Source organism: Rhizobium acaciae, from assembly GCF_025941625.1.
In the GTDB taxonomy this organism is placed as follows: Bacteria; Pseudomonadota; Alphaproteobacteria; order Rhizobiales; family Rhizobiaceae; genus Rhizobium; species Rhizobium acaciae.
Window position 1 is genome coordinate 231,218 of record NZ_JAPCZO010000013.1, and the last position, 12,842, is coordinate 244,059.

A 12,842-nucleotide genomic window follows, 5' to 3' on the forward strand; every position below is an offset into this window, starting at 1 on the left:
GCCCTCATAGAGTAAACAACTTCCCACGGCCCGGAAGAGGCCGCTTGTAGCCAGTAAGTCGGAGAGCGTCCCACAGCATAGCCTGGTGCGCCGTGATGACCGGCTTTCCAATGCGGGCCTCAAGCGGATCAATGATTGTCGAAGTACGGAGACCGGTGCAGGGAATGAACAGCGCCTCGACGTCCGCCGAGTTGATGGCTTCGCCTGCTGCTATGATACTTTCCGGAGTGACGTTTATGATCTCATAGTCGTTCTCGATATGAAACGATGCGCAGGAGACAACGGAGATCCCGGCCTCACACAAACAAGCCACCATTGCTTGAGTCACTTCGTCGGGATAGGGGGTCAGCATCGAAATGCGCTGTACTCCGAGTTGGCTGAAAGCCTTGTACGCGCCCGTCATCGGAGAAGTGAGCTTTGCGCCGGGCACAGTGCGATGAAGCTCCGCCTCGAGTGTCTCTTGGGAAATCAGGGCAGATCCGGATGTGCATCCATAGGCGAAAACGTCCACCGACTCGCGAGGGACGAATAGCTCGGCCGCGTTTGCAATCTCGTGTGCATGTCCGCGCAAATTCTCAATCGTAATCGGATTGTGTGTTTTGATCCGGGTTGCCGAGACACTAACGCCATCCGGCGGCAACATTTTCCGTAATTCGTATTCCGTGACAACATCTGTCGAAAGTGCAATCAAGCCGATGACGATTTGCTCGGACATTCCACCATCGAGTTCCGCTTTGACGTGTTTGATGGCTGGAGAATTCATGACAACTTCTCCTCATTTGCCGAACGTTGAATCGTCCTGACAATCGCCCATGCGGCACGCGCCGCACGAAGCACGTCTGCATCGGAGACCCCAAACTCTGCGGTGTGGACGTGAGTCCTGTTGCCGAGCGCTTCATCGCGGCATCCGAACCAGAAGTAGACTGATGGGAGTTTCTCCGCATAGAATCCGAAGTCGTCAGCTCCCGCCAAAGGTCTTGTCGGAACGAGCGAATCGCTCCCAAAGACCTCGGAAATCGCTTCTCGGGCTATTTGGCTAATGGCCGGGTCGTTTACGACGGCCGGCTCCCCAGCCACCAAACTGAACTCGGCTCGTCCACGATGCATCGCGGCGATTTGCCGGGAAAGTTCCTCAAGGCGCGCTCGAAGCCTTTGACGGGCTTCTGGCGATCGGGTGCGCAAGGTGCCGTCGAGAACGACGCGATCGCAAACGATGTTGGTTGCCTCGCCCCCGTGGAAGCGCCCAATGGAAATCACAGGAGCTTCGTCGGCGTGGCTCTCACGCGATATCAGCTTCTGGACTTCGGTGACAAAAGTAGACGCTATTGCAATTGCGTCGACACCCAGCTCGGGCCAGGCGGCATGGCACATCTTCCCGATGAAGATGACCTTGAATTCATCGGAAGACTTCGTCACCGGTCCTGTCAGGATCGAGAAAGCCCCAGAGTCGATCTCCGGGTTCACGTGCATACCGACAGCGCAAATAAAACCGTCGAGAAGCCCCAGTTCGGCCACCGACCGGCCGCCAACCGGCTCGGCCTCTTCGGCGGGCTGAAATACAACACGAACCTTGCCGGCGAAGTGCTGACGATGAGCGAGCGCCGCCAGCACAACCCCGAGTGCTGCAGATGCATGTGCGTCATGACCGCACGCATGCATCTTGCCGGGGATAAGGGACCTGTATGGAAGATCCGGACGCGCCTCATCGATTGGCAGTGCATCGATGTCACCGCGCACGACAATATTCACTGGAATACCGTTGCCCTCGCCGACGATGTCGACGAACAGACCCGTCTTGTGAAAAATCTGAGGATCTCGCAGCCCTGCCCCAACCAAAAACTCGGCAATCTTTGCCTGAGTTTTGTGCTCTTCATTCGAGAGCTCCGGATTTGCATGCATATAGTGGCGAAGAGCAAGGATCTCCTCCTCGCTCCCCGGCGGCAAATCAAGGCCAAAGAGGTTGTTGTCAAAATCGGATAGGTTCGCCGCGCTCATCATGCGATCACAATCAATTCGCGCGGTGAGCTCGCCAGGCATTCGGGCTGACCGTCGGTGATCAGAATGCTTTCTGTAATCTCTATTCCCCAGTCGCCGAACCAGAGGCCGGACATGAAGTGGAACGTCATGCCGGCACGCAACTCGGTGCGATCGCCAGAACGGAAGCTGGCGGAGTGCTCGCCCCAATCCGGCGGATACGCAAGACCGATCGAGTAACCGCAGCGGCTTGGTTTCTTCAGTCCGTGGCGCTCGATGGCGCTGTAATAGGCGTGCGCAACATCCTCGCAAAGGTTACCAGAAACTGCCTTCTCAAGGCCGGCCGCCATTCCCTCAAGCACTGCCTTTTCTGCGTCAACGAACTTCTGGTCCGGTCTGCCAAGGTAAAACGTCCTCGACAGTGGGCTATGGTAGCGCTTATGGACGCCCGCGAGCTCGAAGAAAATACTTTCGCCTGAACGCAGCTCTCGATCTGACCAGGTCAGGTGCGGTGCGGAGGCATCAATCCCCGCCCCGATCATGGGAACCGCTGCTGGGTAGTCACCCCATATCCCGTCTACGCCTTGGATCGCGGTATGGTAGATCTCGGCAACGACGTCTGACTGCGTGACGCCAGGACGAAGAACATCGGCCACGCGCTGGTGCATGGCTGCCGCGATTTTGCCCGCCCCGCGCATGTACTCGATCTCGCGCTGCGACTTGACAATCCTCTGCCACTTTACCAGGCGGGTGGTATCCTTGAATCTTGCGTTTGGCAAGGTGGAGGCGAGCGCTTCAAAAGCCGCGTGAGTGAAGTAATAGTTGTCCTTCTCGATCCCGATGATGCCGGTTGACCAACCGAGGTCTGTGATCAACGTCCCAAGCGCCGTCATCGGATGATATTGCGACGATTGGACATAATGGTCCGCATAGCATCTGATACGGCTTTGATCCATATAGACGGTCCGGCGAGCCCCATTTCCGTCCATTTCCCGCCCAAACCAGATCGGGTCTTCGTCCTGACGGACGAGCACGCACTGGTGGACGTAAAACGACCAGCCGTCATAACCAGTGAGCCAAGCCATGTTGGCGGGATCGGTAACGATCAGAAGGTCGACACCCTCGCGCTCCATTGCTTTGCGAGTGGCTTTGAGCCGAGCTCCATACTCGGAGATTTCGAAGCGTAAAGTCGGGGCACTCATGCAAGTCCTCTTTTCTGCTGGTTAAGCAGCACGAAGTTTCAAATGTTTTTCGAGAAGTTTGATAGCGGCGGCGGAGACAAGGCTCACGAGCAGGAAGCCAGCCGCGACGAGCGTAATTGGTTCGAGATAGCGGTAGTTGAAGTTCGCCTGTGCCAGCGCTTCACCCATCAAGTCCATCACCGTGATCGCCGAGAGGATCGGTGTCTCCTTGAACATCGCGATCACGTAGTTCCCCAGCGGTGGGATCATCGGCGGTATAGCTTGTGGCAGAATGATTTCCGTCCAGGTCTGGCGCGTCGTCAGGTTGCACGCCCGCGCAGCCTCCCACTGGCCGGTGGGAACATTGATGATGCCCGCACGGTAAACCTCCGAGAGATAGGTGCCATAGTGAAGCCCAAGACCGATAACACCCGCAACAAATGGAGACAGAAGCACGCCGAGGTCAGGCAGCACATAGAAAAGGAAGTATAGCTGAACCAGCAAAGGGGTCCGCCGGATCCCTTCGGTAATCACTACCGCCGGGTGCCTAAGCCACTTGACCGGCGACATCTTGGCCACTGCGAACAGAAGACCGATGACCATCGCAACGACGGATGCCACTAGTGTGATCTCCACCGTTACGATCAGCCCCTGGATGAGCGCCGGTGCGATCTGCCTGGCAAAATCCCAACTCCAATTCATCTTCTCACGCTCCTATGACCGCGATGCCGCGCCCAAATCGTCTCTCCAGCCAGCGCACCAGCGCCATCAGAACCGAGGCGATGATGAGATACGTGACGAAGATCAGTATGAACGGCATCGCCGTTTCTCCTGTCTGAGAACGCACCATCTGCGCTTGGAATGTCAGTTCGGACACGGTGACGAGCGACGCCACCGCTGTGGCCTTCATGATTTCGATTGAGAGGTTACCGAAGCTCGGCAACATCACGACGACTGCCTGCGGAAGTATGACCCACCACAGTGCCTGCCAGCGGGTAAGGTTCAGGGCGAGTGTCGCTTCTGTCTGATCTCGGCCAACAGACTGGATTCCGGCTCGAACGACCTCTGCGCCGTAAGCGCCTCCATTCAGGCCAATAGCAAGGACACCCGCTTGAACAGGGGTGAGCGAGAGGCCAGCCAATGGCAGAACGAAGTACGCGGCAAACAGCTGAACGAAGATCGAAGTGCCGCGGAAAAACTCCACATAGATACGCGCAACAGCACGAGCCCATAGCTTTCGGGACAAAAGAGCCAGTCCTGCTAGGAACGCTACCGCCAGTGCAAGAACGCAACTGAAGACGGTGAGTTGGATCGTCGCCAGCGCTCCGCTGAGAATGAACTGACCATATCCAAGTGTTAACCCCAAGTTTTGCACGACATCACCAAATATCTATTGAAATGCTCGGCCAACTACACCCGCTGCCCCGCCGCGATCACCTTTCGCAGAAAGGACTTAGTGCGTTCGTGATGCGGCGATTGAAAGATTGTTTTGGGCGGTCCGTCCTCAATGATCTTACCTTGTTCAAAGAACAAGACTCGGTCCGCAAAGTCTCTCGCGAAACCCATCTCGTGCGTCACGAGCAGCATGGTCATGTCCGTTTCGTTCCGCAGATCGGTGATGACGTTCAGCACTTCCTCGACCAACTCCGGGTCGAGAGCGGACGTGATCTCGTCGAGAAGCAAAATGTTAGGCTGAAGCGCGAGCGCTCTTGCGATGGCAACCCGCTGTTTCTGGCCGCCCGACAATCTCGCTGGGTACTCATCTGCTTTGCTTGCCAGCCCCACCTTATCGAGGAGTTGAAGAGCTCGCTCATTTGCCGCAGCCTTTGTCATCCGGCCTGTCAACAATGGGGCCAAGGCAACGTTCTGGAGCGCTGTCCTGTGGGGGAAAAGATTGAAATGCTGGAACACCATCCCGATATGCGCGCGCATTCTGCGCAAATGGTCTTCGGATGCCGAGAATTCCCTTCCACTTATTTGTTCGCGGTTAAGTGAAATGCCGTTGATGAATACGTTGCCCGACGTGACCGTCTCCAGCGTCATCAAAATCCGTAGGATAGTCGTCTTGCCGGAACCAGATGGGCCTATAAGTGCCAAGCGTTCGCCAGGTTTGACGGAGAATGAAAGTTGATTAAGAACGTCGAAGGTGCCGTAGCTTTTCCCAACTTCTCGGAATTCGACAATTGGTACTTGCACACCCTGATCCGGCGCAACGCGCAGCCCCATGGCGAATACTCCCTGACCCCGCGTGATCAACGGTCTGGCGGCTGACCGCCAAACCGCACGATCCGCAATGATTTATCGGCTGCACATCTCGGCCGTCGATTTTGCCTTGGATCGGAGAGCAACATTCGCCTGGAGGCTGTACTTGCCCATGATTTCGGCAAACTCGCCGCCTTTTATGAGCTTCTCCAATCCTGCGTTATACGCGTCACGAAGCGCCGTATCGGACTTATTGAACGCCGCGGCCGCGCAATCGATTGGCGTATCAGTGACCGGGATGACAACTTCCAGAGACACGTCGCCGGAGCGCTTTTTCATGTCGAGAACACCGTCTCCATTGAGAGCAATAGCATCTATGCGCCGGTCCTGAAGCATTTTAACCGCGCTGGTGTTGTCGGGAAAATTGACGATGTTTTCGGCTTTGATTCCTCGATCGAGGGCGTCCTTCCCTTGGATGCTGCCGGCCGGAACACCGACCTTGATGCCTAAATCAGCGGCCTGTTTGTAGCTGTTTACCCGTCCCGCAAAATCGTGACGCACGAGAAAGGCCTGTGCGGTGCACATCACAGGCTCGGAGAAAATGACCTGATCGCAACGTTCCGGGCGGATATTTAAGGCACCCGATGAGACCATCCTGACGCGGCTTGCCTGAAGCGCGGGTATCATCGCGCCGTAAGCCATGGTGACGCCTGAGAAATTCTTGAAACCGGACTGTAAGAGCGCTGCGCGGTCGATGTCGGGTCCCGCTCCGGACAACGTCCCATCCGGCTTGAGCTCGGTATAGGGAGGCTCATTGCCGATCGCCACGGAAACCTCCTGGCTGACATCCAAATCTTGCGCCAGGACAGGCCCGACGCTGACCGCGGCCAAAAAAATCGCGCCGAGCAAAAGACGGTGACGAAGATGATGCGTTCCAGAATTCTGAGCGCTAGTCTGCGGTGTCATTCTATTCCCCTTTTAGTAGTTTCTCAGCGGATCATCTTGGCCGACCGTCTTGCGAGCGCAGCCAGGGACTCCCTATGGGTTTGAGCTATTGCGGGCCGAGCTCCCAGCCTGACCGCTACATGAGCATGACAATTCAAGAGAACATAGTCAATTGCTAAAATTGTACAATGACAATAGAATTCGTTTCCCCGGTTGAACTAGATGCGATATGGATAACTGTATGATTTATGCGGACATCCCCTCAAATTGCTGAATATAGCCAACGGGAGCTTAAGCTAGACAATGTGGACACCCTCAAGAGAATGTCTTGCTCAGCCCTATTTTTTGTCAATTGCCGATCAGATCGCGCAGGCGGTCGCCTCCGGGGTGCTCAAACCGGGGGAACAACTGCCGCCGCAAAGGCAGCTTGCTGATAAGCTAGCGGTTTCGCTCCCCACCGTGTCCAGAGCTTATGAAGAACTGTCGCGCCGCGGTCTCGTGACTGGAGAGACCGGACGCGGCACTTTTATACGAACGGCGAACGCCAACCCTGAGGCCGTTACGCCGTTCATGCCAGAGCGTATCCCGGGGTTGATTGATCTCGCAATTTTAAAGCCAGTTTCCGACACCTTGCATCTGGAGCGCATGAAATCGGCTCTCGGTGCTTTAGCCGTGGATTTGCCTGCAAGTACTGTGTTCGGCTCGCGTCCGAGCGCCATGTTTGCGCGCCACCGCGCTATTGCAACTGATTGGTTGAGGTTCTGCGGCGTTAAAACAGATGCGAGAACTGTCCACCTGACGAATGGCGGTACCCCTGCCCTCACGGTCGCGCTAATGACGGCGTGCCAACCCGGAATGACAATAGCAACAGAGGCAACGGGGCTTCACGTGATGTTGCCATTGGGTTCGTATCTTGGGTTGAAAGTGCAAGGTGTGCCGATAGATGACCACGGAATCATACCCGAGGCGCTTGAGAGTGCTTGCCAACAGCACGTCATACGCGCGCTGTTCATGATGCCAAACGCACTTGCCCCCACCGCATTCATCATGGACGAGCCCCGTCGTGTCGCGATTGTCGAAATCGCGAGAAAATACGACCTGCTAATTGTTGAGGATGACGCCCTTGGCCCGCTAACAGAAAGAGACCTGCCAACATTTCAGACGCTTGCACCAGAGCGGACGATATACATCACGAGCTTCACCAAACCTGTTATGTCCGGGCTCCGAACAGGGTATCTCGTGGCGCCAGAACGCCTTCTTCCCGCAGTTGAGAATCGTCAGCTTGTAACCAGTTGGATTGCGACGCCTCTGATCGCGGAAATCGCAGCACGATGGGTTGAGGATGGGACGTGCCTTGAACTTGTCCAATGGCAACGTGCAAGACTCGTCGAACGACACAAGCTTGTTGCGTCTGCTCTCAATGGAGTTTCATATTGTTCGAACCCTGGAAGCCTCCATATATGGCTCCCGCTGGATGGACGGTTTCCCGAGGATGAGTTTGTATCGCATGCGCGCAAGCAAGGGGTAGTGCTAGCACGGGGCGCAGCGTTCGCAATCTCAGAGAACCATCCAGCGGTGCGGGTCTCTTTAGGATCGACAACGGAGGAGGAACTTGTCCGCGGTTTGAGTGTCATCCACAATCTGTTGCACAGTGAACCCGAGCCAATTCTCCTGTGAGAATAACATCCTGTCATCAGCAAGGATCAGGACATTGGGAGTGCCGTACGCGCTAAGAGGCTGCCCCAAAAAGATGTGAGTGATCAGTCAGTTGTGATTCCTTCGGATTTGCGAAGATGCGATGGAGAGCACGATGGCCTGGACTGAAACCACTCGGCGGAATTATGTCCGCGGAACGCTGCGATATGTAAGCGACGTTACGGATCGCGAATGGGATTTTGTTGCGGCTTTCATGCCTGCGCCACGGCGTTTGGGCCGGCCGCGCCAGACTGATTTGCGCGAGGTTGTGAACGCCCTTCTCTATATCGCCTCGACAGGTTGCCCCCTTCGACAAGCTCAGGATGATGTGGCGGATGCTGCCCAAGGACTTTCCGCCCTGTTCGACGGTGCAGCGGTATTTCTATGAATGGCGGGCCATGGGCCTTTGGTCACGGATCAACCATCACCTCGTCATGGAGGCGCGGGAACTGGAGGGGAAGGAAGCTTCCCCGACGGCTGGTGCCATCGAAAGCCAAAGCGTCAAGACGACTAAAAGGGGCGGTATTCGGGGCTTTGACGCTGGCAAGACGCGACAAACTGCGTTTGCGCTGAGATCAAAGGACGCAAGCGTCATATCATGGTCGATACGCTTGGGCTGATGGTCGGCCTCATGGTGCACAGCGCCGATATCCAGGACCGTGACGGGGCTCCAGATCTTCTGAAGTCCATCCGCAACCGAAGGCCATGGCTGCTTCACGTCTTCGCCGATGGCGGCTATGCGGGCGACAAGCTGAAAAGGCGGTTGCAGAAAATCGGGAAATGGACACTCGAAATCATCAAGCGTTCCGACAAGGCGAAGGGTTTTGAAATCCTGCCGCGCCGCTGGGTCGTCGAACGGACGTTTGCGTGGCTGGGGCGATGCCGCAGACTGGCCAAGGATTTCGAGAAATCCATAGGTTCAGCAGAAGCCTGGATAACCATCGATCACATCCGCATGCTTACCAGACGCCTTGCAACATACGGATATCGTTGAACCCTTTCGAGTCCACTCTAAGTCCCACCAATGGTGAGTTCCTGCGCGAAAGGCAAATGAAATGCAGGATCAATTTACAGGAACGCTGCGAAATGCACAAAAATGGGCCAAAAGTGCATTAACATCTCGCCTTATTGAATTAGGAGGTTGCGAGGTTCACGGATGGAAACCTTATCGTTGAGCCCGGTAAGACTTCACACGATACGGACTGCGGCATTCCCCATCGCAACCGTCCAAGCGCACAGGAGCGCTAAACGTGCTGCAGACTAAGCTCGAGACACATTCGCTCATTATCGTAATGGGCTGATGTCCCTTTCCACTTCATCGGACACTTTCAATGACCGAATTCAAAACCACTGCAGTTCTTGGAGCGGGCGTCATTGGCGCAAGCTGGACTGCTCTCTTTTTGGCTTCAGGCAGAGACGTGGCTCTCTACGACATGTCACCCAATGCGGAAAAGACGGTGCGCGAATATGTAGAGCGTGCGTGGCCTACGTTGGATGAACTGGGGCTTGTCAATGGCGGCAGCCCTGATCGAGTTCGCTTCTGCCGGTCTGCGCCAGAGGCAGTTGAGGGTGCGATGTTCATCCAAGAGAATGTCCCAGAACGCTTGGAGATTAAAAACGCCCTCTATGAGGAGATTGAGAGAGAGCTGGAGAGAGAGGCCGTGATCGCGACGTCTACTTCCGGTTTGACGCTTAGTGAAATGCAAACCGCATGGAAAAACCCTTCACGGTTCGTCCTTGGTCACCCGTTCAATCCGCCTCATCTGATCCCGTTGGTCGAAGTGATGGGCAACGGCCGTACAGACCCCAGCGCCATTGAGGCCGCCGAGCGGTTCTACTCCGCGTTAGGAAAAGTGACCATACGGCTAAGTCGTGAAGTACCTGGTCACGTAGCCAATCGCTTGCAGGCTGCCGTGTGGCGCGAGGCTATATATTTGGTGAAGACCGGCGTTGCCTCCGTGGAGGATGTCGACAAAGCAATGTGGGCCGGACCCGGTCTTCGTTGGGCCGCAATGGGCCCGACAATGCTCTTCCACCTCGGGGGAGGTGAAGGCGGTTTGGCGGCTTTCTGCGAGCGACTTGGGGAGAGCTTCGATCGCTGGTGGGATGACCTGGGTATACTACATCTAGATGCAGTCACGTCCCGAATGCTGGTTTCTGGCGTAGAGGACGAAGCGAACGGACAGACTCTCACAGAGTTGGCGGAGCGCCGAGACGCGCTGATCGCCAGTATCCAAAAGGCCCTAATTCCGTACCGCAAAGATCAGTGATGAAGGGAATTGCTGCTCTCGGGTTAGCCGCTTGCCAGTCATTACGACTGTAGCGGAAAGGGACCGCATCACTCGCATTATGCAGGATCTATGCGCATCATAGACAGAATGTCGTGATGTGCGTGTGTCTTCGAACGAAGATAGTCAGAAGGAATGTGTACGCATGCGAAATGATCGTCTTAGCCTTGAGGAAATCGCCCGCCAGATACACACTAAGGCATTGGATTTTTGCGCTCTCAGCGACCGTATCTGGGATATGCCGGAGTTGGCATTCGAAGAACATCGTTCGGTTGCCGAGCAGTGCGCCGCCTTGGAGCGGGAGGGGTTTCGCATCAAAAAAAATGCCGGCGGTATTCCAACGGCCTTTGTTGCGGAGTACGGGCGAGGCGGACCGGTCATCGGTGTTCTCGGCGAATATGATGCTCTGCCGGCCCTGTCTCAAATCTCGGGCGCTCTCAAACAAGAACCCACCGCGCGCGGCGCATCCGGGCATGGTTGCGGTCATAATCTTCTTGGGGCCGGTTCGGCTCTCGCCGCGGCAGCGTTAAAGGAAGCGCTTGTGAGCGAAGGTATCCCTGGCACGGTGCGCTACTACGGCTGCCCGGCCGAGGAAAATGGTGGAGGCAAGACCTATATGGCACGCGCCGGCCTCTTCAATGACTTAGACATCGCTCTTTGCTGGCATCCGCACATTATCAATGAGGTGCACGCGACTTCCAGCCTTGCCGAGATCCAGGTCTATTTTCGCTTTCATGGGCGGGCGACACATGCGGCTTACTCACCTCATATGGGCCGGAGCGCGCTGGATGCGATCGAACTGATGAATGTGGGCGTGAATTATATGCGAGAGCATATGCCCACAGATGCACGTGTGCACTACGCGATCACCAATACCGGCGGCGACGCGCCAAATACGGTGCAGGCTTATGCAGAATCCCTTTATTCGATACGCTCCCCTGTCCTGCCAGATGCTCAACGACTCTTCGCACGTGTCAAAAAAATTGCTGAAGGTGCGGCATTGATGACCGAGACCTCTGTTGTCGTTCAAATTGCTGGAGGCAGTTCAAACATTGTCCCCAACAAGGTGCTGCAAGAGCTCATGTACGAGAACATGTGCCGCATTGGTCCGCCTGCGTTCGACGAAGCCGACTACGCCTTCGCAAAGAAGCTTCGCGAGACCTCAATGACGGAGGAGAGCTTATTGACAAGTATCTCACCTCGCGATCCTTCACTGCGCTCGAAAATCTTCCACGATGGTGTGCTTGGGCTACCGGGGCGAGAGGAGGTGGAAATGGGGACGACCGACGTGGGCGACGCGAGTTGGATTGTGCCGACGGTGCAATGCCATACGGCCTGCTTCGCCATCGGTACAGAGTTTCATAGCTGGCAAATGGTCACGCAGGCCAAACTCCCGGCGGCACACAAGGGAATGATACTGGCGGCACAAACGATAGCCGCCACCGCGATCGATTGCTTGCGCAATCCGGCAATCATTGCGCGCGCTAAAAACGAACTCAATGAGCGCCTTGGCAGTCACTCTTATGTCTGCCCAATTCCGCCGGATGTTACGCCCGATGATCTACGCAAGAAGCCGGCGTAGGTCCACGGTGGCGTTTTTTCGCCGCCGCTAGGTTAAGCTCAGCGTTTGCGGTAGCCTGGATCGAAACGGCAAATAACCGATGCATTTTGGTGGCGCTTACCCAACGCAGACCATGCAGACCATGCGAAATTGTGCACTTTTTGCCGAACATTTGCAGATAATGTGCGCTGAGGCCGCTCATAGGCCGGATTTCAGCTCCGGCGCCGAGGTAATGTTGTGGCGCCCGGCGGCTTAGGATGCATTGGCGGCGCGGATAGCGAGACTTTCCTGCGGATTAGCTGGCGTAATATCTGGCGACTTTTGTACCATCGCTGCGGCATGGCAACAGTTCAGCACAGTCAACAAAAACAAGGGGAATTGACATGCCAATCACGCGACGCACTCTGATGCAGTCCGCATTAGCCGCTGGGACACTATTAGCGATCCCATCGCGTGGGACTTTATTGCGCGCATGAACCTCCGGCAGCCTTTCACAACGTCAAAATGGGCCAGACACGCGGACAAAGCGAGGCGCCGCACGTCTCAGTGATTTGAACTGTATCGTTGAGCCAGCGGGTTCACAACATACGCAACGAATTGAGGACCACGAATATGTCACAGGGCCAAGTCGCAGGGGCTGATGCATTTTCGACCGTGAAACAGATCCCCGCGTCGCAGCCGCTTGTTGCGGTCTCGGCGGATGTTTGTGAGGTGTATAATTACCTTTGGCACGCGGCACCCCAACAGTACCTTGAGGCGGCGGTCACAGCGGCCGGAGTGTTCCCCCTGGTGGTGCCTTCCTTTGGCAAACGGCTCGACTTTGACCAACTGTTTGCCGCTGTCGATGGCATCATAATTACAGGTTCAGGATCCAACGTGCATCCCTCTCTTTATGGCGGCGATGCGAGTGAAGCGAATGGCCCCTATGATCCAGCGCGTGACTCGACGACGCTGCCGTTGATACGAAGGGCAATTGACGAAGGGGTTCCGTTGCTC

General features: G+C 55.9%; 11 protein-coding genes and 1 pseudogene. 5 read left to right on the top strand and 7 right to left on the bottom strand.

The window, feature by feature from the left end; translation table 11 throughout:
• Nucleotides 1-4 precede the first annotated feature (4 nt).
• The 7 genes from OLZ32_RS21805 to ehuB form a co-directional block, all read right to left on the bottom strand.
• Nucleotides 5-763, bottom strand: a complete 759-nt coding sequence (locus OLZ32_RS21805) for a maleate cis-trans isomerase family protein (protein WP_264422439.1) — start codon at nt 761-763, stop codon at nt 5-7.
• Entirely contained in the window at nt 760-2,037 is a 1,278-nt protein-coding gene (locus tag OLZ32_RS21810; RefSeq protein WP_264422442.1) for a M20 metallopeptidase family protein, read from the bottom strand. Before OLZ32_RS21810 ends, OLZ32_RS21805 begins: the two co-directional genes overlap by 4 nt.
• Nucleotides 1,995-3,176 (bottom strand): M24 family metallopeptidase, encoded by a 1,182-nt coding sequence (locus OLZ32_RS21815; protein ID WP_264422444.1) that lies wholly within the window; start codon nt 3,174-3,176, stop codon nt 1,995-1,997. The genes OLZ32_RS21810 and OLZ32_RS21815 overlap by 43 nt, the downstream gene beginning before the upstream one ends.
• Nucleotides 3,177-3,197: 21 nt before the next feature.
• Nucleotides 3,198-3,857 carry an ectoine/hydroxyectoine ABC transporter permease subunit EhuD gene (ehuD, locus tag OLZ32_RS21820; protein WP_264422446.1) on the bottom strand — a complete coding sequence of 220 codons (660 nt, stop codon included), beginning with the start codon at nt 3,855-3,857 and terminating at the stop codon, nt 3,198-3,200.
• 4 nt (nt 3,858-3,861) lie between these two features.
• Complete coding sequence (ehuC, locus tag OLZ32_RS21825; RefSeq protein WP_264422448.1) at nt 3,862-4,530, bottom strand: ectoine/hydroxyectoine ABC transporter permease subunit EhuC; 669 nt, start codon at nt 4,528-4,530, stop codon at nt 3,862-3,864.
• Between the two features lie 35 nt (nt 4,531-4,565).
• Nucleotides 4,566-5,381, bottom strand: a complete 816-nt coding sequence (ehuA, locus tag OLZ32_RS21830) for an ectoine/hydroxyectoine ABC transporter ATP-binding protein EhuA (RefSeq protein WP_319641125.1) — start codon at nt 5,379-5,381, stop codon at nt 4,566-4,568.
• A gap of 72 nt (nt 5,382-5,453) precedes the next feature.
• Entirely contained in the window at nt 5,454-6,323 is an 870-nt protein-coding gene (gene ehuB, locus OLZ32_RS21835; RefSeq protein WP_264422450.1) for an ectoine/hydroxyectoine ABC transporter substrate-binding protein EhuB, read from the bottom strand.
• A gap of 282 nt (nt 6,324-6,605) precedes the next feature.
• Here ehuB and ehuR point away from each other — a divergent pair, with 282 nt between their 5' ends.
• The 5 genes and pseudogenes from ehuR to OLZ32_RS21860 all read left to right on the top strand — a co-directional run.
• Nucleotides 6,606-7,979 (top strand): MocR-like ectoine utilization transcription factor EhuR, encoded by a 1,374-nt coding sequence (ehuR, locus tag OLZ32_RS21840; RefSeq protein WP_264422452.1) that lies wholly within the window; start codon nt 6,606-6,608, stop codon nt 7,977-7,979.
• A gap of 133 nt (nt 7,980-8,112) precedes the next feature.
• Nucleotides 8,113-8,991 (top strand): annotated as a pseudogene (locus OLZ32_RS21845) (IS5 family transposase).
• Between the two features lie 337 nt (nt 8,992-9,328).
• Entirely contained in the window at nt 9,329-10,267 is a 939-nt protein-coding gene (locus tag OLZ32_RS21850; protein WP_264422454.1) for a 3-hydroxyacyl-CoA dehydrogenase NAD-binding domain-containing protein, read from the top strand.
• Nucleotides 10,268-10,430: 163 nt separating this feature from the next.
• Nucleotides 10,431-11,867, top strand: a complete 1,437-nt coding sequence (locus OLZ32_RS21855; protein WP_264422456.1) for an amidohydrolase — start codon at nt 10,431-10,433, stop codon at nt 11,865-11,867.
• Between the two features lie 591 nt (nt 11,868-12,458).
• Nucleotides 12,459-12,842: gamma-glutamyl-gamma-aminobutyrate hydrolase family protein (locus OLZ32_RS21860; RefSeq protein WP_264422458.1), on the top strand; the 384-nt coding region annotated here is incomplete at its 3' end.

What these genes read in the sequence shown, in the direction of transcription:
- ehuR (WP_264422452.1), top strand. Translation starts at nt 6,606, where the DNA reads ATGTGGACACCCTCAAGAGAATGTCTTGCTCAGCCCTATTTTTTGTCA.
- OLZ32_RS21810 (WP_264422442.1), bottom strand. Translation starts at nt 2,037, where the DNA reads ATGCCTGGCGAGCTCACCGCGCGAATTGATTGTGATCGCATGATGAGC.
- ehuD (WP_264422446.1), bottom strand. Translation starts at nt 3,857, where the DNA reads ATGAATTGGAGTTGGGATTTTGCCAGGCAGATCGCACCGGCGCTCATC.
- ehuB (WP_264422450.1), bottom strand. Translation starts at nt 6,323, where the DNA reads ATGACACCGCAGACTAGCGCTCAGAATTCTGGAACGCATCATCTTCGT.
- OLZ32_RS21850 (WP_264422454.1), top strand. Translation starts at nt 9,329, where the DNA reads ATGACCGAATTCAAAACCACTGCAGTTCTTGGAGCGGGCGTCATTGGC.
- OLZ32_RS21805 (WP_264422439.1), bottom strand. Translation starts at nt 763, where the DNA reads ATGAATTCTCCAGCCATCAAACACGTCAAAGCGGAACTCGATGGTGGA.
- OLZ32_RS21855 (WP_264422456.1), top strand. Translation starts at nt 10,431, where the DNA reads ATGCGAAATGATCGTCTTAGCCTTGAGGAAATCGCCCGCCAGATACAC.
- OLZ32_RS21815 (WP_264422444.1), bottom strand. Translation starts at nt 3,176, where the DNA reads ATGAGTGCCCCGACTTTACGCTTCGAAATCTCCGAGTATGGAGCTCGG.
- ehuA (WP_319641125.1), bottom strand. Translation starts at nt 5,381, where the DNA reads ATGGGGCTGCGCGTTGCGCCGGATCAGGGTGTGCAAGTACCAATTGTC.